Origin of the sequence: Donghicola mangrovi (assembly GCF_013377535.1) — a bacterium.
Lineage (GTDB): Bacteria > Pseudomonadota > Alphaproteobacteria > Rhodobacterales > Rhodobacteraceae > Donghicola > Donghicola mangrovi.
Genome location: NZ_JABCJE010000004.1, coordinates 230,868 through 247,131, shown reverse-complemented (window position 1 = coordinate 247,131; position 16,264 = coordinate 230,868). Strand labels below are relative to the sequence as shown.

Sequence of the window (16,264 nt, the reverse complement as noted above, 5' to 3'; positions counted from 1 at the left end):
ATAGTGGTGTTGCACCCGGCCGTATCTCGCTGGCTTCAGTGCACCAAGAACAAGACAAGGGCAATCCATGCAGGGCACTTCTCCGACAGCCGCTCCGGCCACCCCAAAGGGCCACACCACCGCATCTGCGGACAGGTACGGCGCGTTCATGGCCGGTGCCCGCTTGGTCGAAGAGGCGCCCTTGGTTCTGGACGCGTTCGAGGCGGTGATCGTCCCGACCGATGTGTCCAAGCGCCCTTTGCTGCACGAACTGACCGTCAGCGTGTTCTGGCCCCACCGCGACCACGATCTGGACCTGTTCCTGTCGCTGGGGCAGGGGTACATCGCGCTGGATGCGATCGGGCGGCCTTTGGGGTCGTCGATGTATTTCCCGATGGGCGATGATTTCGCCATGTTCGGGATGATGGTGACCACGCCGCGCCTTCAGGCGATGGGGGCGGGGCGGCGCCTCTTGCGGGAAATCATGCGCGACTGCGAAGGGCGCGACCTGCGCCTGAGTGCGACGCGATCGGGCTATCGCCTGTACGAGGCTGCCGGTTTCGATCCCGTCGGCACCATCTGGCAGCAGCAGGGGATCGCGCGCCCCTTCCGTTTGCCGAGCCCCGTGGCGGGGCTGGACCTGCGCCCCATGAACTCTGCGGACCGCGATGTGATCCATGCCTTGGACGCTCACGCCTATGGCGCGGCGCGGACGGTGGTGCTGGATGCGCTGCTGGGCCATTCGACGGGCATGGTGGTGGAACGGGGCGGCGCAATCTGCGGCTATGCCCTGATGCGTAAATTCGGCAAGGGCATGGTGATCGGTCCCGTCGTGGCTGAGGATGACGCCATGGCGATGCAGCTGGTCGCGCCCCTGATCCAAGCGTGCGAGGGGCAGTTCACCCGCCTTGATACCCCCCAGCAAAGCGAACAGTTCAAAGCGTTCCTGTCCGCAGCAGGCATGGGTGTCTTTGACACCGTGACCGAGATGTATATCGGCAAACAGCGCCGCGCGACCGAGGGGCCACTTATGTACGGACTTGCCGCGCATTCACTGGGGTAAAGGAAAAGGGGCCTACGCGGCCCCTTTGGTTTAGCTCAGGCGATCTTTCAGCCCGAAATAGAGGCCCACCAGTGGCAGGAACCACGGCTTGCCGCTGTGCATCGGGATCGTCGGCCAGTCCATGCCCGCCAGCGGGTTGGTGTCCGTCCGTCCCATCGCCAGATCGGCCAGAGATTGCCCCAGCAAGGTCGACATCTGCGCCCCGTGGCCGGAATACCCCATGCCATAGATCATCCCGTCCGCCTGTCCGGCGCGGGGATAGCGGTCCTTGGTCATCCCCACGAGGCCACCCCAGCAATAGTCGATCTGGATGTCCTTCAGGTGCGGGAACAGACGCTCCATGCTGGCGCGCAGGATATCGCCCGACTTGGCGTCCGACTGCTGGTCCGACGTGGCCGAGAACCTTGCCCGCCCGCCAAAGATCAGCCGGTTGTCTGGCGACAGGCGGAAGTAGTTCCCGATATTCATCGAGGTCACATAGGTCCGGTTCCTCGGCACGGTCTGCGCTATTTCTTGCGCGGTCAGGGGACGGGTGGCGATGATGAACGACCCGACCGAGATGATGCGGCGGCGGAAATAGCCCAAGGGCGATCCTTGAACCCGCCCGCCATAGGCCCCCGTGGCGGCGATCACGCGACCCGCCTCGATGCTGCCCTTGGGGGTGGTCAGCCGCCATCCGGTGGCGGTTTTGTCCCGCGCGGTGACCGGCGCATATTCCCAGATTTTCGCCCCTTGGCGGGCCGCAGCCGTCCCCAGACCCTGAACATATTTGCCCATGTGCATCATGGCGGACTTCTCGTAGAGCATCCCGCCATGGAACGCCTCTCCGCCGACTTCGCTCGTCAGATCGGACTTCGACAGCCAGCGGGTATCTGGATCAACTTCTTTATGGATCAGGTCAAAATTGGCCTTCAACCCGTCCACATGGGAGGGCTTTGAGGCCAGCTTCAGCTTGCCCGAGCGGCGGAAATCACAGGCGATGTTTTCTTCGCGGATAACCTCTTCGATCATGTCGATCGAGCGGTCATAGGCGTGATAAAGGGTGTGCGCTTGATCGGCCCCCAGATGCCCTTTGGCATCGGCATAGCCATGGGCGACCCCGTTGTTCAGGTGCCCCCCGTTGCGCCCCGAACCGCCTGCGCCCACATGGTCGGCCTCCAGTACCGCAACGCTGACCCCTTCGCGGGCCAGTTTGCGGGCGGCGCTGAGGCCGGTGAAACCTGCGCCGATGATCGCCACATCGACCTTGCCCTCAACAGGGCCCTGCATGGCGGCGGCAAAGGGCACCGCCGTGTCATGCCAGTAGGACATGTATTTCATAGCAGCCTCCGCTTACAGGCCCACGACGGCGGGCAGTTCGGACACATCCTTGATCTCGGTGTAGCCGTAATAAGGGTTCGCGGGCTCGTGGCCGCGGTTCACCCAGACCTTGTTCTTGATCCCCATGTCGTGGGCGGTCATCAGATCGTAGCGGAAGCTAGAGGACACGTGCAGGATATCCTCTGGCCCGCAGCCCAGTTGATCCAGCATGTATTCGAACGGCTTCATCTGCGGCTTGTAGGCGCCCGCGCTTTCGGCGGTGAACACATGGGCAATCGGTGCCCCCAGTTTCGCGATGTTATGCGGGATCTGCGCGTTCATCGAGTTGGTCAGCGCCACCAGCGGGATCTCCGGCGCGATCTTGGCCAGACCGGCGGGCACATCCGCATGAGGGCCCCAAGTCGGCACGCGGTTATAGATATCCTCGGCCACGGCGGGGTCAAAGGCGACGCCATTTCGTTTACAGGTCCGCTCCAGCGCGTTGTAGACGATCTCGGCATAGGGTTTCCACGCACCGAGCACCTCGTCCAGACGATAGGCCGAGAAATCGGCGATGAATTTGTCCATCTGCGCGGGGCTCAGGATCGCGCCGTAATGATCGCGCGCCGCACCGGCCATATCGAACAGGATCATGGTGCCGTGGCAGTCAAAGGTGATGAATTTGGGGCGGAAGGTCATGTCAGCGGTCCTTGGACAATCTTGGATGCTGTCAGTGTGGCGCGGGCGGGCAGGCACAGTGCGCCGCGTTTGCTCGTTTCGTGGCACGAAATTCCGTATCGCCCGTGACCCACGGCACGGGATGCCGCCAAGGGGCGATGTTCGGTGACTGGCGCGGGGGCTGGCGGGGCACTCTGGCGGCAGACCTAAGGATTGGACCTGACATGACCAAACTGCTGCCCGTAAACACCGCGCCGACCTTTGATCCCGTATGCGCAACCGCTGCCCCAGACCGCCTGATCGAAGGCAACCCCGCCTACCAAACGTGGGAACTGGACGCCGCCATCGCCGAGGCCTCCAAATGGGGGAAAATCCGCACCGGCATCTGGGAGACGACCCCCGGCAAGACAATCTCGATTAAGGGCGAAACCTTTGAATTCTGTCACATTCTGTCCGGTAAGTGCGTGATCACCGAGGATGGCGGAGTGGCGAGTACCTTCACCGCTGGCGACAGCTTCATCATGAAGCCCGGTTTCGTCGGCACATGGGAGACGCTGGAAACCCTGCGCAAAATCTTTGTGATCGCGTCCTGAGCCATGGCGGATCGGTACACCCCTGAACAGATGTTGGAACGGCTGGTTGGCTTTCCCACGGTGGTGGGGCAGAGCAACGGCGCGCTGATGGAGTTCGTCAGCGACTACCTGACCGGCCACGGCATCCCGCATCATCTGCTGCAAGGCCCCGAGGGCGACCGGTATAATCTGCTGGCCACCCTCGGCGATCCTGCAGTGCCGGGGTACATTCTGTCGGGCCACGCGGATGTTGTCCCAGCGGGCGAACCCGAATGGTTGGCCGATCCGTTTATATTGCGCCGCGAGGGCGACCGCCTGATCGGACGCGGGGCCTGCGATATGAAGGGCTATGTCGCTGCCGTTCTGGCGATGGCCCCCGATCTGACCGCGATGCCCCTGACCGCGCCCATCCACATCGCCCTGTCCTATGACGAAGAGGCTGGCTGCAAAGGCGTGTCCCACCTGATCGCCGCCCTGCCAGACCTGATCGCGCCGCCCTTGGGGTGTTTTGTCGGCGAGCCGTCGGGCATGACCCCCGTTCTGGCGCACAAAGGCAAAGCCGCCCTGCGCCTGACAGCCAAAGGGATCTCTGGCCACAGTTCCCGCCCCGATCTGGGGGTGAACGCGATCCATGCCCTGCTTCCGGTGCTAATGTCGGCGGCGGAGCAGGCCGAAACACTGAAATCGGGCCCTTCTGACGACCGTTTCGCGCCGCCATATTCATCACTGCAAATAGGCACGGTTGCAGGCGGCCAAGCGGTGAACATCATCCCCGACCACGCCTCGGCCCAGATCGAAGCCCGCGCCATAGCCGGTATCGCTCCCGAAACCCTGCTGGCCCCGATCATCGCGTCCTGCCCGCCCGAAGTGACCGCCGAAATCATCTCGTCCTATCCCGCCTTGGCCCTTGCTCCTGACGCCCCCTTGGCCCTACTCGCCGAACGCCTGTCGGGCAATTCGCCAATCGGCGCAGTCAGTTACGGCACCGAGGCGGGCCTCTTTCAGCAGGCGGGCATCCCCTCGGTGATCTGCGGGCCCGGCGATATCTCTCGCGCGCACAAGCCCGAGGAATACCTGACCACCCACGAACTAGATGCCGCTGCGCAGATGGTTCTGGCGCTGGGTCGCCACCTGTCGGCCTAACCCAAATCACCCGCGGCATTTTCTGCGGCAGGGCGGGGCGAGCGCAGCCCAAACTGCCGCGCCGCCACAGCATCAAACGGATCATGCCGCGGGCGTCCTCCTAATCTGGCCATGAACAGAATGGACCCGATGACGATGGACACCCTGAACTCCCCTTCGCCGCAGCAGATCACCTTGGCTCCCTTTGGCCCCGAGCATATCGCGGGGGCCGTGCGGCTGTCGCAGCAGGCCGGCTGGCCCCACCGCGCCGAGGATTGGGCTCTGACCCTGACCACCGCCCAAGGGTTCGTGGCGCTGGATGGGGGCCAGATCGTCGGCACTGCCTTGTGTTCTGATTTTGGCGACGTGGCGACTCTGAACATGATCATCGTGGACGAAGCCTGCCGTGGCCGCGGCCTTGGCCGCCGCCTGATGGATGCGATCATCGCGCTGGGGCAGGGGAAAACCCTGCGGCTGGTCGCGACTGCAGATGGCCTGCCACTCTATGAAAAGCTGGGGTTCGTCGCCCACGGCCAGATCCACCAGTACCAAGGCATCGCGCAGGCCCGCACCCCCGAACAGCCCGTCAAAACCGGCAGGGCCGACCTGCACGACCTGACCAAAATCGACCAATCCGCATCGGACATGTCCCGCCATCACCTGCTGGAGCAGATCGCCGCCACCGGCACTGTCCTGACGACCGCAGGCGGCTTTGCCATGTTGCGCGAATTTGGCCGTGGCATGGTCGTTGGCCCCGTGGTGGCCGAGGATGCCATCGCTGCCCGCGCCTTGATCGACGCTGCCGCGAGCCAAGCCAAAGGCAAATTCCTGCGGATTGACCTGACCTCGGACGCCCTTGGCGGGCACATGGAAACGCTCGGCCTGACCCATGTGGGCGGCGGCACCGCCATGCAAATGCCCGCCCACGCGCCCCATCCCACCCCTTTCAAAACCTTCGCCCTCGTGTCTCAGGCACTGGGCTAATTCCGGAGCAAGATTATGCTGACCAATTCCCTTGTCGAGCTGGACCGCCAGCACCTGATCCACCCCGTGTCGTCCTTTCAGGGCCACGAAGCACGCGGTGTCCGCGTCCTGACCTCGGCCAAAGGGGCGCGCGTCACTGATGCCGAAGGGCGCGAGCTGATCGACGGTTTCGCGGGCCTGTGGTGCGTGAACGCGGGCTACGGCCAAGAGTCCGTGATCGAGGCCGCGACCGAGCAGATGCGCCGATTGCCCTATGCCACGGGGTACTTTGATCTGGGGGCCGAGGCGCCGATCAAACTGGCCGCCGTGCTGGCCGAACGAGCACCCGGTGATCTGAACCACGTCTACTTCACCCTTGGCGGGTCGGATGCGGTGGACAGCACCATCCGCTTTGTCCGCTACTACTGGCACGCCAAAGGCCAGCCCGAGCGGGACCAGTTCATCTCGGTCGAGAATGGCTATCACGGCTCGTCCTCGCTAGGGGCCGGTCTGACCGCGCTGAGCGCCTTCCACGACGGGTTCGGTTTGCCCTATCCTTGGCAGCATAAAATTTCGTCCCACTATGTGTATCGCAACCCCGTCGGTACCGATCCGCAGGCGATCATCGACGCCTCGGTCGCGGAACTGCGGGCCAAGGTCGAAGCCATCGGCGCGCACAAAGTCGCGGCCTTCTACGTGGAGCCGATCCAAGGCTCGGGCGGCGTTCTGGTTCCGCCCAAGGGCTGGATCAAAGCCATGCGTGACCTCTGCACCGAATACGGCGTCCTGTTCATCGCGGATGAGGTGATCACCGGTTTCGGCCGCACCGGCCCGCTGTTTGCCTGTGCCGAAGAGGGCATCGTCCCCGACCTGATGACCACCGCCAAAGGCCTGACCTCAGGCTACGTGCCCATGGGCGCGGTGTTCATGTCGGACCACGTCTACCAGACCCTAAGCGACGGGGCAGGGGCCAAGGCGATCGGCCACGGCTTCACCTACTCTGGCCACCCTGTGTCGGCGGCTGTGGGGCTGGAGGTTCTGGCGCTCTACGAAGGCGGTCTGTTGGAGAATGGCGAGAAGATGGGCGCACGTCTGATGGCCGGTCTGAACGGCCTGATGGATCACCCGCTGGTTGGCGATGTGCGCGGTCGCGGAATGCTGGCCGCCGTGGAACTGGTCACCGACAAAGAGGCCAAGACCCCGCTGCCCGCCAGCGTCCAGCCTGCCACGCGCCTGTTTGATCGCGCATGGGAGCATGGGTTGATCGTGCGGTCCTTTGCCCAAGGGATCTTCGGCTACGCGCCGCCCCTCTGCTGCACCGAAGAGGAAATCGACCAGATCGTCGAGCGCACCCGCAAGGTGCTGGATCTGACCCTCGACGATCCCGAAATCCGCGCGGTTCTGCGCTGATGGCGCTGCTCTATACCTCTTTGCCAGACCGCGCCAAGGTCTGGCTGCCGATGCTGGAGGCCGCAGGCGAACGTATGATCATCGGCGAGGATGCGGTCACCGACCCCGCCGATGTCACCTATCTGGCCTGCTGGCAGCCCCCCGCCGATCTGAGCCGATACCCGAGCCTGAAAGCGGTGATCTGCGTGGCGGCGGGTGTGGACCACATGCCCCCGATGCCCGAAGGCGTGGTGCTGACCCGCACCATCGCCAGCGGGATCGAGACGATGGTCCGCGACTGGGTCGTGATGGCGACCCTGATGCTGCACCGCCAGATGCCGGTTTATTTGGAACAAGCGACCACAGGCACATGGCAAGCCCAAGGCATCTACCCCAGCCACAGCCGCTGCGTGGGCATCATGGGCATCGGCCGGATCGGGGCCTTGGCTGCGCAAACCCTGTCCGGCCTTGGCTTTGATGTCGCTGGCTGGAGCCGCTCTGGCACCCCAGTGGACGGTATTGAAGTGTACGGCGCGGACGGTCTGCCTGATTTCCTGCAGCGCACCGACCTGCTGGTCTGCCTGCTGCCCCTGACCGATGAAACACGGGGCATTCTAAACGGGGACCTTTTCGCGCAGCTGCCCCACGGGGCGATGCTGGTGCACGCGGGCAGGGGGGCGCATCTGGATATGCAGGCGCTGCAAGACGCCCTGAACAGTGGCCGCATCGCCAGCGCCATGCTGGACGTGACCGACCCCGAACCCTTGCCCGCCGATCATTGGGCGTGGGCCGATCCGCGGGTGATCGTCACGCCGCACGTGGCCTCTTTGACTGATTATGCCGAGGGCGCAGAGCACGCCATCAACGTCATCCGCGCCCTGCGCGAGGGGGCCGAAATCCCCGGTCTGGTGGACCAATCCAAGGGCTACTGACACGCCATGTCGGGCCGCGGTGCGAAATGCCGCGTCCCGCCACAGTTCAGCAGAATATGCCGCGCCCCCGCACAATTTCGGCGTTTTGCCTGCGGGTTTCGGGGTCAAGCTGAATGTAACAGGGAAACGAAACGCAGGCCGAAACGCCAGCAAACACAGGGCAAACCGGCCGGACCCCTCCTCTGGCACGCCCGCTTGGGCCGCAGAATATCCTGCCGCTTTGGACCCGTTTTCCAGCATCCGACCGCCCCCCTCCACGGGCGCACCATTTGAAAAGGACTGCCGCAGATGGCAACGACGACCGCCGTGAAACCTCTGACCGCCTTCAGCTACCTGACCTTTGACGTGGTCGGCACCCTGATCGACTTCGAAGGCGCGATCAAAGACGCCCTTGCCACCATCGCCGCCAAAGAAGGTATCGACATCGACGGAGAGGCCGCGTTGGCCGTGTACCGCGATGCCCGCTACGAGCCCGGCGCGGGCCTATTCCCCGACGACCTTGGCCGCTGCTATGGCCGTATCGCGGAAACCTTCGGTCTGCCTGATACCCCCGAATACCGCCAGTTCATGGTGGACAGCGTAGGCGATGCCAAACCGTTCCCCGACAGCGCCGCCGCCATGGCCAAGCTGAAACAGCACTACAAGCTGGTCGCCATGACCAACGCGCAGCGCTGGGCCTTTGACAAATACGCCGAGAAACTGGGTCAGCCCTTCTACGCCGGCTTTACCACCGACGACACCAAAACCGAAAAGCCCGATCCCGCCTATTTCCATCATGTCCTTGCGTGGGTCGAGACCGATGGCGGCTCCAAATCCGACATCCTGCACACCGCCCAAAGCCAGTACCACGACATCGGCATCTCTCGGGCCTTGGGCATGACCAACGCATGGATCCAGCGCCGCCACGCACAAAAGGGCTACGGCGGCACCATCGAACCAAAAGAGTTCACCGAACCCGATTACCACTTCCACTCGCTTATGGAACTGGCCGAGGCCGCAGACGCCGCCTTCGGCAAATAACGTCACCGGCCCGAGCGGCGCCAAGACCGCAGGGCCGACCCCATTCAACCGAACAACAGGGAATTGCCACATGACCAAGAACACCCCCAATAACTGGACCGGCCGCGACGACGCGATGGTCGAGAACATGATCCGCCGCGGGGCCTCGCGCCGCGAGCTGCTGAAGATGCTGATGGCGTCTGGCGTCGGCATGGCGGTTGGCGGATCGCTGCTGACCCGCGCGACCCAAGCCGTCGCCGCGACCCCCGTCTTTGGCGGTAGCATCAAGGCGGCTGGCTGGTCGTCCTCGACCGCAGACACGCTGGACCCCGCCAAGGCGTCGCTGTCGACCGACTATGTGCGCTGCTGCTCGTTCTATAACCGTCTGACGTTTCTTGACGAAGCTGGCGTGACCCAGATGGAACTGGCCGACAGCATCTCGACTGACGATGCGCAGACCTGGGAGATCAAGCTGAAGTCGGATGTTCTGTTCCACGACGGCTCGACCATGACCGCCGATGACGTGGTCTACTCGCTGAAGCGCCATCTGGACGAGGCTGTGGGTTCCAAGGTCAACTCGATCGCCAAGCAGATGACCGAGATCACCAAGCTGGACCCTACCACCGTCAAGATCGTGCTGGCCGCGCCCAACGCCGACCTGCCCACCATTCTGGCGCTGCACCACTTTATGATCATCAAGGACGGCACCACCGACTTCTCCAAGGCGAACGGCACCGGCGCGTTCATCTGCGAAGTGTTCGAGCCCGGCGTGCGCTCGGTTGCGGTGCGCAACCCCAACTACTTCAAAGGGGCGACCGTCTATCTGGACAGCTACGAATACTTTGCGATCCCCGACAACAATGCTCGCGTGAACGCGCTCTTGTCCGGCGATATCCAAGTCGCGGCCTCGGTCAACGCGCGCTCGCTGCGGATGCTGGAGGGGCAGTCCAGCGTGGCCACTTCGATCACTACCTCGGGCAACTACACCAACCTGAACATCCGTAAGGATCTGGAGCCCGGTCTGCGCGAAGGCTTCATCGAGGGGATGAAATATCTGGTCAACCGCGAGGCCATCCAGAAATCGGTGTTCCGTGGTCTGGCTGAAATCGGCAACGACCAGCCCGTCTCGGCAGCGAACAAGTACCACAACCCCAACATCGCGCCCAAAGCCTATGACCCCGAAAAGGCGAAGTTCTACTTTGAAAAGTCGGGCCTTCTGGGCACCGAAGTGCCGATCGTGGCCTCGGATGCGGCGACCTCTTCGATCGACATGGCGATGCTGGTCCAGCAGGCCGGCAGCGAGATCGGCATGAACCTCAAGGTGGATCGCGTGCCCTCGGATGGCTACTGGTCGAACTACTGGCTGTCGGCGCCTGTCCACTTTGGCAACATCAACCCGCGCCCGACACCGGATATCCTGTTCTCGCTGCTCTATTCCTCGGACGCGCCGTGGAACGAAAGCCAGTACAAGTCCGAGAAGTTCGACAGCATGCTGGTCGAGGCCCGCGGCGCGCTGGACGAAGACAAGCGCACCTCGATCTACTGGGAAATGCAGGAGATGATCGCAAACGAGGCAGGCACCATTATTCCCGCCTACATTTCGAACGTTGACGCGATTTCGTCCAAGCTCAAGGGTCTGGCGCCCAACCCGCTGGGTGGCCAGATGGGCTATGCCTTTGCGGAATATGTCTGGCTCGACAGCACTGCCTGATCCAGCCTTGGGCCCGTGCCATCCGGTGCGGGCCCTTTCCCTGAATTCCCAGCCGGACGAGGTGCCCATTTGCCCAAATCGCTTTTGCCCTGGATACTAGTCACGCAGCGGCTTGGCATTGCGCTGCTCACGCTCGTCATCGTGTCTTTTGCCGTTTTCTTTGCCACCGAGCTGTTGCCCGGTGATGTTGCCCAGATCCTGCTCGGGCAGGCTGCCACCCCCGAAGCTGTCGCCGGTCTGCGTACCGCCATGGGCCTTGATGAACCTGCGATGCAGCGGTTTGTCGGCTGGCTGGTCGGTCTGGCGGGCGGTGATATGGGGACCTCCTACGTGAACAAGATGGCCGTCGCCGACCTGATGGGCGGACGGCTGGTGAACTCGCTCCGGTTGGCCGGTGTGACCACGCTGGTGTCGGTGCCGATCGCGCTGACCTTGGGCATTTGCGCCGCCATGTGGAAAGGGTCTCTCTTCGACCGAACCGTATCTATCCTGACAATTTCGGTGATCTCGGTGCCCGAGTTCATGGTCGCGACCTTGGCCGTTCTGATCTTTGCCGTGTGGCTGGGATGGCTGCCCGCGCTGGCCTATGGCGCGAACGTGGACAGCTGGAGCGCGATGCTGCGCGCCTATGCGATGCCGGTGATCACCCTTGGCTTTGTCGTATCCGCGCAGATGATCCGCATGACCCGCGCCGCCGTGATCGAGACGATCAACACCCCCTATGTCGAAATGGCCCTGCTGAAGGGCGCGTCCCGCCGCCGGATGGTTCTGGGCCACGCTTTGCCCAACGCCCTTGGCCCCATTGCGAACGCCGTTGCCCTGTCGCTGAGCTACCTCGTGGGCGGCGTGATTATCGTCGAGACAATCTTTAACTACCCCGGTGTGGCCAAGCTGATGGTGGACGCCGTGTCCACCCGCGATCTGCCCCTGATCCAGTCCTGCGCGATGATCTTCTGCGTCAGCTACCTGTCGCTGATCACGCTGGCCGACCTGATTGCAATCCTGTCCAACCCGAGGCTTCGTCGATGATGATTGAACGGTCTTCTGCATTCGTGATCCCGACGCCGAAACGCCTTGGCTATTCGTTCAACTGGGTGGGCCGCATCGGTCTGGCGGTGATCCTGTTCTGGTGCGTGATCGCTGTGATCGGTCCGTGGATCGCCCCGCACCCCCCCGGAGAGATCGTGGACTGGGACTATTTCGGCCCCATGACCGGCGATTTCTGGATGGGTACCGATTATCTGGGCCGCGACATCTTTAGCCGCATCCTGATGGGCGCGCGCTATACCGTGGGCATCTCGGCGGCATCTGTGGCGCTGGCCTGTGCGGGCGGTGTGATCTTTGGCATGGTGGCGGCCGTGGCGGGGGGATGGTTCGACATGATCTTGTCGCGCCTGTTGGATGCGTTCAACGGCATCCCGTCGCTGCTGTTCGGTCTGGTGGTCGTGGCGGCGGTGGGTTCGTCGATCCCCGTGCTGATCCTGACGCTGGCGGCGATCTATTTGCCGGGGTCCTACCGGTTTGCTCGCGCCTTGGCGGTGAACGTGAACGCCACCGATTACGTGACGGTCGCCCGTGCCCGCGGCGAAAGCACTCCCTATCTGATCTTTACCGAGATTTTCCCCAATATCCTCGGCCCCGTTCTGGCCGACCTTGGCCTGCGGTTTGTGTTCATCGTGCTGTGCCTGTCGGGTCTGTCATTCCTCGGGATCGGGGTGCAGCCCCCGAACGCCGACTGGGGCGCCTTGGTCCGCGAGAATATCGAGGGCCTGTCCCTTGGCGCGCCTGCCGTGGTGTTCCCGTCGATTGCGATCGCGACCCTGACCATCTCGGTGAACATGTTCATCGACAACCTGCCCACCAAAATCCGGGATCGGAGCGAATGATGACCCAGCCTCTTGTCACCGTGAACGACCTGCGCATCGGCGCGGTCACAGACGCAGGCCGCAAGGTCGAGATCATCCGAGGCGTCACCTTTGACATCTTCCCCGGCGAGATTGTCGCCCTGATCGGCGAGTCCGGCAGTGGCAAGACGACCATTGCTCTGTCATTGATGGGATATTGCCGGACGGGCTGTTCGATCAGTGGCGGGCAGATCACCTTGGACGGGACCGATGTCACCGCGCTGCCCGAACGCAAACGCGCGGCCCTGCGCGGAACCGAGGTCGCCTATGTGCCCCAATCGGCGGCGGCGGCCTTTAACCCCTCGAAGCGGATCATGGACCAAGTGATCGAGATCACCGCCATCCACGACCTGATGCCCCGCGATCAGGCCGAGGCCAAGGCGGTGCAACTGTTCCGTGCCTTGGCCCTGCCTGACCCCGACCACATCGGCGAACGCTATCCGCACCAAGTGTCGGGCGGGCAGCTTCAGCGGTTGTCGGCGGCGATGGCGCTGATCGGAGACCCCAAGCTGGTGATCTTTGACGAACCAACCACCGCGCTGGACGTCACCACCCAGATCGAGGTTCTGCGCGCCTTCAAATCCGTGATGCAAAAGGGCGGCATGGCGGGCGTATACGTCAGCCACGATCTGGCCGTTGTGGCCCAGATCGCCGACCGGATCATCGTGCTCAAAGGCGGCGAAATCCAGGAGGTCGGCAAGACCCAGCAAATCCTGCATCACCCCGCGCACCCCTATACCCGCCAGCTCTTGGCCGCGTTTGAACCCGTGCCGCACGTGTCTGTCGCTGTGCCGCAGGTCGACAAACCCAAGCCGATCCTAGAGGTGGTGCACCTGCACGCTGGCTATGGCGCGATCCGGAACGGGGTGCCCGAAGTCCCGATCCTCAAAGACGTCAGCTTCCGGCTGGAGCGGGGCCGCAATCTGGGGGTCATCGGGGAATCCGGCAGCGGCAAGTCCACCTTGGCCCGCGCGATCGCCGGTATTCTGCCGCCCCATCAGGGGGACATCCTGCTGGACGGTCAGGAAATGCGCCGCGACCTGAAAAACCGCAGCAAAGAGCAGCTGCGCCGTGCCCAGATCGTGTTCCAGTTGGCCGACACTGCCCTGAATCCCGCCCATTCGATCGAACAGATCCTTGGCCGCCCGTTGACCTTTTATCTCGGGCTCAAGGGCGCCAAACGCGAGGCGCGGGTCAAGGAGCTGCTCGACATGGTGCGCCTGCCTGCGAACCTGCGCCACCGCCTGCCAAGCGAACTGTCGGGCGGCCAGAAACAGCGGATCAACCTTGCCCGCGCTTTGGCGGCCGAGCCCGAATTGATCCTGTGTGACGAGATCACCTCGGCCCTCGACACCGTGGTTGCGGCGGCCATTCTGGACCTGCTCAAGGAACTCCAGCGCGAGCTTAGCCTCAGCTACATGTTCATCAGCCACGATCTGTCGACCGTTGAGGCGATCTGTGACGACGTGTTGGTGATGCTGAAGGGCGAGGTGGTCGAGGCCTTGCCCGCCGCACGCATGTCCGCCGAGGCGCAGCACCCGTATTCGCGGCTGCTCATCTCCTCGATCCCGCAGTTGGACACCGGCTGGCTGGCGGGGCTGGAGCAAGACCCCAATCTGGTCGCCCAATTCGCCAACCGCTAAAGGGGGCGCCCCGCAGGTCGGGGCGTTATCCCACCCGATCCCCGAACAGGCGCGTCAGCGGGATCTGGTTTTTGACGAATGGCGTCTTCATCACCACAAAGCTGAAGTACTTGTCGATCCCCACATCGCGGTCGATCATCGCCTCGATGATGTTCTGGTAGTCGGTGATCGACGCGCACACGAACTTGGCCAGATAGTCGTAGCCCCCCGACACCAGATGGCATTCCACGCAGCTATCGACCTTTTCCAAGGCCTCCTGAAAGCGGGCAAAGTCGATCTGGCGGTGGTTTTTGAGGGTGAACTCGGTGAACACCGTCAGCGTATCCCCCAATTTCGCGACGTCGATCTGCGCGGTGTAGCCGGTGATGTAACCGGCCTGCTGCAGCTTTTTGACCCGCATCAGGCAGGGCGAGGGCGACAGGTTCACCAGATCGGCCAGCTCGACGTTGGTAATGCGGCCATTGCGCTGCAACTCGGCAAGAATCTTCACGTCGATCCGGTCGAGCTTAAGCTGGGTACTCATAACAGGGGTCCTTCGGGGTATTCGTGCGATTCACTCTGGGTCAGTCGTGACGCGGGGGCAAGCCCATGACATTCGACAGGAAATGCCGCGCCTTGGGGGGAATCCGGCAGAACCGGCTGTGGCGCGCAGGCTAGGGTCAGGCAAAAGACCGGAGACAGCCCATGACCGCCCCCCTGATGCACATCGAGACCGACACCACCATGCCAAAGGCCGCCGACGTGGTCGTCATCGGCGCGGGCATCGTCGGCGTCAGCGCGGCCTACTGGCTGGCGCGCGGGGGGATGAAGGTCGTCCTCTTGGAAAAGGGCCGCATCGGGGCCGAGCAATCCAGCCGCAACTGGGGCTGGTGCCGCCAACAAAACAGGGACGCCCGCGAATTGCCCCTGTCCACCCGCAGCTTGGCCCTGTGGGAGGATATGACTGCGGACATCGGTCAGGACATGGGCTTTCGCCGCTGCGGGTTGCTCTATCTGTCGAACAATCAGGCCGAGATTGACGGCTGGGACCGCTGGGGCCAGTTCGCGCGGGGGCAGGGGGTGGACACCCGAATGCTGACCGCAGACCAAGCGACCGAGCGCGGCGCGGCCACCGGAAAACGCTGGCTGGGGGGCGTCTGGTCGCCCACCGATGGCATCGCGGATCCCTCCCGCGCGGCTCCGATCATTGCCAAAGGTGTGATGCAGCATCAGGGCGTTGTGCTGCAAAATTGTGCAGCTCGCGGGATTGATGTGCAGAATGGAAACGTTAGCGCTGTCATCACCGAGCGCGGGGTGATCAAGACGCAGCAGGTGGTGATGGCGGGCGGCGCTTGGGCGGCCAGCTTTTTGCACCAGTCGGGGCTGTTCTTCCCTCAGGCGTCGGTACGCAGTTCGATCCTGTCCGTTCAGCCGGGGGCCGAAGGGCTGCCCGATGCGCTGCACACGAATGAGGTCTCGGTGACCCGCCGCGGGGATGGGGGCTATACGCTGGCTATCTCGGGCCGCGCCAATCTGGACCCGACGCCGGGGGCCTTGCTTGGGGCCAAACACTTCTTGCCGATGTTCGCGAAACGCTGGCGCGCGCTGCGGCCGGGCGGGGTGCAGGCGTGGCAAGCGGGCCATGAGACCCGCCAGAAATGGGCGCTGGACCGCGAAACCCCGATGGAGCGGATGCGCATCTTGGACCCGAAGCCATCCGCGTCGTTGGTCAATCTGACCCTGACACGTGCCCGCGATCTGCTGCCCGAGTTGAAAAAGGTCGCCGTGCAGGCCACGTGGGCCGGTTACATCGACAGCACCCCCGATGGCGTGCCGGTAATCGACAGCGATATCGGGATCGGCGGGCTGACCTTGGCGGCGGGTCTGTCGGGGCATGGGTTCGGCATCGGGCCGGGGGTGGGGCATCTGGTGGCCGACATGCTGCTGGACCGCACCCCGATCACCGAGACCGCGCAGTACAAACTGTCCCGCTTCCAAGGCACCCAATGGGGCAAGGTGGCCGAGTTCTGA

At 63.5% G+C, this 16,264-nt stretch carries 15 protein-coding genes; 12 read left to right on the top strand and 3 right to left on the bottom strand.

All coding sequences use genetic code 11. From position 1 onward, the window contains the following. Positions 1 to 67: 67 nt before the first annotated feature. Entirely contained in the window at positions 68 to 1,042 is a 975-nt protein-coding gene (locus HJ536_RS11695) for a GNAT family N-acetyltransferase (RefSeq protein WP_177157835.1), read from the top strand. A 30-nt stretch (positions 1,043 to 1,072) separates the two neighbouring features. On the opposite strand, the gene HJ536_RS11690 is transcribed toward HJ536_RS11695, so the two are convergent. Further along, complete coding sequence (locus tag HJ536_RS11690) at positions 1,073 to 2,362, bottom strand: NAD(P)/FAD-dependent oxidoreductase (protein WP_177157834.1); 1,290 nt, start codon at positions 2,360 to 2,362, stop codon at positions 1,073 to 1,075. Positions 2,363 to 2,374: 12 nt separating this feature from the next. Continuing rightward, positions 2,375 to 3,040, bottom strand: coding sequence for a haloacid dehalogenase type II (locus HJ536_RS11685; RefSeq protein ID WP_177157833.1), 666 nt, complete (start codon positions 3,038 to 3,040; stop codon positions 2,375 to 2,377). A 203-nt stretch (positions 3,041 to 3,243) separates the two neighbouring features. Here HJ536_RS11685 and HJ536_RS11680 point away from each other — a divergent pair, with 203 nt between their 5' ends. From HJ536_RS11680 to HJ536_RS11635, 10 genes are all read left to right on the top strand, one after another. Beyond that, the gene (locus HJ536_RS11680) at positions 3,244 to 3,612 is read left to right on the top strand and encodes a cupin domain-containing protein (RefSeq protein WP_177157832.1); all 369 of its coding nucleotides are present in this window, start codon (positions 3,244 to 3,246) and stop codon (positions 3,610 to 3,612) included. Between the two features lie 3 nt (positions 3,613 to 3,615). Then, on the top strand, positions 3,616 to 4,734 hold the full coding sequence (gene argE / locus HJ536_RS11675; RefSeq protein ID WP_177157831.1) for an acetylornithine deacetylase: 1,119 nt from the start codon (positions 3,616 to 3,618) through the stop codon (positions 4,732 to 4,734). Between the two features lie 129 nt (positions 4,735 to 4,863). Further along, positions 4,864 to 5,697 (top strand): GNAT family N-acetyltransferase, encoded by an 834-nt coding sequence (locus tag HJ536_RS11670; RefSeq protein WP_228028703.1) that lies wholly within the window; start codon positions 4,864 to 4,866, stop codon positions 5,695 to 5,697. A 15-nt stretch (positions 5,698 to 5,712) separates the two neighbouring features. Further along, positions 5,713 to 7,086 carry an aspartate aminotransferase family protein gene (locus HJ536_RS11665; RefSeq protein ID WP_177157830.1) on the top strand — a complete coding sequence of 458 codons (1,374 nt, stop codon included), beginning with the start codon at positions 5,713 to 5,715 and terminating at the stop codon, positions 7,084 to 7,086. Beyond that, positions 7,086 to 7,997 (top strand): 2-hydroxyacid dehydrogenase, encoded by a 912-nt coding sequence (locus HJ536_RS11660; protein WP_177157829.1) that lies wholly within the window; start codon positions 7,086 to 7,088, stop codon positions 7,995 to 7,997. The genes HJ536_RS11665 and HJ536_RS11660 overlap by 1 nt, the downstream gene beginning before the upstream one ends. 288 nt (positions 7,998 to 8,285) lie before the next feature. Then, on the top strand, positions 8,286 to 9,017 hold the full coding sequence (locus HJ536_RS11655; protein ID WP_177157828.1) for an HAD-IA family hydrolase: 732 nt from the start codon (positions 8,286 to 8,288) through the stop codon (positions 9,015 to 9,017). Positions 9,018 to 9,087: 70 nt separating this feature from the next. Further along, positions 9,088 to 10,707 carry an ABC transporter substrate-binding protein gene (locus HJ536_RS11650; protein ID WP_177157827.1) on the top strand — a complete coding sequence of 540 codons (1,620 nt, stop codon included), beginning with the start codon at positions 9,088 to 9,090 and terminating at the stop codon, positions 10,705 to 10,707. Between the two features lie 69 nt (positions 10,708 to 10,776). After that, a complete protein-coding gene (locus tag HJ536_RS11645; RefSeq protein ID WP_176853945.1) occupies positions 10,777 to 11,736 on the top strand; it encodes an ABC transporter permease in 960 nt (319 codons plus the stop codon). Next, on the top strand, positions 11,733 to 12,593 hold the full coding sequence (locus HJ536_RS11640) for an ABC transporter permease (protein ID WP_177157826.1): 861 nt from the start codon (positions 11,733 to 11,735) through the stop codon (positions 12,591 to 12,593). Before HJ536_RS11645 ends, HJ536_RS11640 begins: the two co-directional genes overlap by 4 nt. Further along, positions 12,593 to 14,254: an ABC transporter ATP-binding protein gene (locus HJ536_RS11635; RefSeq protein WP_177157825.1), complete on the top strand. Its 1,662-nt coding sequence runs from the start codon at positions 12,593 to 12,595 to the stop codon at positions 14,252 to 14,254. Before HJ536_RS11640 ends, HJ536_RS11635 begins: the two co-directional genes overlap by 1 nt. A 25-nt stretch (positions 14,255 to 14,279) precedes the next feature. Here the strand turns inward: HJ536_RS11635 and HJ536_RS11630 are convergent, their stop codons facing one another. Continuing rightward, the gene (locus tag HJ536_RS11630) at positions 14,280 to 14,777 is read right to left on the bottom strand and encodes an Lrp/AsnC family transcriptional regulator (protein WP_176853942.1); all 498 of its coding nucleotides are present in this window, start codon (positions 14,775 to 14,777) and stop codon (positions 14,280 to 14,282) included. Positions 14,778 to 14,938: 161 nt separating this feature from the next. Between HJ536_RS11630 and HJ536_RS11625 the strand changes: the two genes are divergently transcribed. Then, positions 14,939 to 16,264 carry an NAD(P)/FAD-dependent oxidoreductase gene (locus HJ536_RS11625; RefSeq protein ID WP_177157824.1) on the top strand — a complete coding sequence of 442 codons (1,326 nt, stop codon included), beginning with the start codon at positions 14,939 to 14,941 and terminating at the stop codon, positions 16,262 to 16,264.

Coding starts and splice junctions, on each gene's coding strand:
- HJ536_RS11695 (WP_177157835.1), top strand. CDS start 68: ATGCAGGGCACTTCTCCGACAGCCGCTCCGGCCACCCCAAAGGGCCAC.
- HJ536_RS11690 (WP_177157834.1), bottom strand. CDS start 2,362: ATGAAATACATGTCCTACTGGCATGACACGGCGGTGCCCTTTGCCGCC.
- HJ536_RS11685 (WP_177157833.1), bottom strand. CDS start 3,040: ATGACCTTCCGCCCCAAATTCATCACCTTTGACTGCCACGGCACCATG.
- HJ536_RS11680 (WP_177157832.1), top strand. CDS start 3,244: ATGACCAAACTGCTGCCCGTAAACACCGCGCCGACCTTTGATCCCGTA.
- argE (WP_177157831.1), top strand. CDS start 3,616: ATGGCGGATCGGTACACCCCTGAACAGATGTTGGAACGGCTGGTTGGC.
- HJ536_RS11670 (WP_228028703.1), top strand. CDS start 4,864: ATGACGATGGACACCCTGAACTCCCCTTCGCCGCAGCAGATCACCTTG.
- HJ536_RS11665 (WP_177157830.1), top strand. CDS start 5,713: ATGCTGACCAATTCCCTTGTCGAGCTGGACCGCCAGCACCTGATCCAC.
- HJ536_RS11660 (WP_177157829.1), top strand. CDS start 7,086: ATGGCGCTGCTCTATACCTCTTTGCCAGACCGCGCCAAGGTCTGGCTG.
- HJ536_RS11655 (WP_177157828.1), top strand. CDS start 8,286: ATGGCAACGACGACCGCCGTGAAACCTCTGACCGCCTTCAGCTACCTG.
- HJ536_RS11650 (WP_177157827.1), top strand. CDS start 9,088: ATGACCAAGAACACCCCCAATAACTGGACCGGCCGCGACGACGCGATG.
- HJ536_RS11640 (WP_177157826.1), top strand. CDS start 11,733: ATGATGATTGAACGGTCTTCTGCATTCGTGATCCCGACGCCGAAACGC.
- HJ536_RS11635 (WP_177157825.1), top strand. CDS start 12,593: ATGACCCAGCCTCTTGTCACCGTGAACGACCTGCGCATCGGCGCGGTC.
- HJ536_RS11630 (WP_176853942.1), bottom strand. CDS start 14,777: ATGAGTACCCAGCTTAAGCTCGACCGGATCGACGTGAAGATTCTTGCC.
- HJ536_RS11625 (WP_177157824.1), top strand. CDS start 14,939: ATGACCGCCCCCCTGATGCACATCGAGACCGACACCACCATGCCAAAG.